1 protein-coding gene is annotated in these 1,729 nt (G+C 53.0%); it reads left to right on the forward strand.

All coding sequences use genetic code 11. The annotated features are described in order from the left end of the window. Positions 1-146: 146 nt before the first annotated feature. Positions 147-1,729: hypothetical protein (locus HWQ67_RS17730; RefSeq protein ID WP_218254024.1), on the forward strand; the 1,583-nt coding region annotated here is incomplete at its 3' end.

Here is a 1,729-nt window from a genome sequence, read left to right on the forward strand (position 1 = left end):
TACAGTTTATAATCAGGAATAGTGGTACAGGATCATTATACTTAAATCAAGCCAATAATCTACAGCCACAAAAGCAATATTTTTACTTCACTGATAGAGGAATTGGGATAGGGACTACCGCATATGGTGCTGGAGTTTCTCTGGCAATGTTAGGTGGGGTGTCGGCTCAAGGAGTAACTATTTATAACACTTCGGGAGTATCGACAGTATCAATTCTTCCTTCCGGCGTCAGCACTATAGCCCTGTTCGATCAGAACGCCAGCACAGGGTCTGCCGGGGAGTACCTTGGGCGAAACGCCACGGGCCTTCTGTGGGGAACTCCGGCAGGTGGTAGTGGGGGTTCGGGCCTTACCACGGTGCAAGCCTCTGACGGTACGGAAGCGGAATCCACTACCCTGGGGGATGCTCCTGGTGGTATCTTCATCGTAGGCTCTCAAGGCATAACTTCCAAGGCAAGCGGAAACTCAGTGTGGGTTCTGGCAGACAACGTGCATAGCCAGGTGACTACCTATGTTCAGAACGCGGTCAGCACTATAGGGACGGGTGGCGTTGCCCAGGCAGCATACCAGAACTCTCTCTTGAGAGCGTCATTCACGGGGGCTACTGGGTTCGCCATAGATACGAACGTATCCGCCTACGTGACGCAGCAACTTGCAGGCATTACCATAGCACAACGGGGAGCCTTGGTTGCCTCAGCCTTTACCGGAGCCACTGACTTTTATGGGAAGACGACTGCCTTCGTGACGGCACAGACAAATCGAGTTGCCTTTGCAGGCATAACTAACTTTGCTATAGACGGCAATGTGACGAACTACGTGCGTGCTTACACTGATAGGTCAGCCTTTGCAGGAATAACGGCGTTTGCCATAGACGGAAATGTTACCAATTACGTTCGAACCTATACCAATAGGGGATCGTTTACCGGTATAACCGACTTCGCTATAAACTCCAACGTCACCAACTACGTCCGCACCTACACGGACACACCGGCCTTCACAGGCTCAACAGGTGGGGTGACGAACTTTGCGCGTAGGTCAGAACTTACGACACAGACTGGCGGAAGCCCTTGGGGTGGGCCTCAGACGGCGTGGGTATCGACTGGCGGTAACTCAGGATGGGCCACGTTCTACGGGGCAGGTGGGGTGACGCTATACCATCTCAGCAACGTAGCCATGTCAGGCAACACCCTCTACCTCAGAGACTCAGCGGGCGTGACATACCTTCAGATAGGCCCCTCTGGGATGGTCTTGGAAGGCACCATGAACGTGGATGGAGGTACACTCTCAGGAGTGACTGTCACAAGCCTTACCGGGATAACGGTGCAGTCATCGGCTACTAGGAACGCAGTCCAGGTATTGCCTTCAGGGGTGAGTTCAGTCTACTTCTTCGATCAGACAAACTCTACTGGTGTAAGTGGGAACGGCATTAAGCGGTCGGCAGACGGAATGATATGGACAGACGACAACGCCGGGACTGGTGGTGGAGTGGCACAAGCGGCATTTGCAGGCGCTCTTGTAAGGTCAGCCTTCACTGGAGCCACAGGCTTCGGCCTTGATGCCAACGTAACTCAGTACGTGACGAATCAGTTGGCAGGTATCACGATAGCCCAGAGGAACGCTCTAGTAAGGTCGGCCTTCACCGGGGAAACGGCCTTTGCGATGGATTCTAACGTCACAGATTACGTGCGTCTCTATACCAATAGGAGCGCCTTCACTGGTATTACAAACTT

The organism is Candidatus Magnetobacterium casense (assembly GCF_019173545.1).
Taxonomy (GTDB): domain Bacteria; phylum Nitrospirota; class Thermodesulfovibrionia; order Thermodesulfovibrionales; family Magnetobacteriaceae; genus Magnetobacterium; species Magnetobacterium cryptolimnobacter.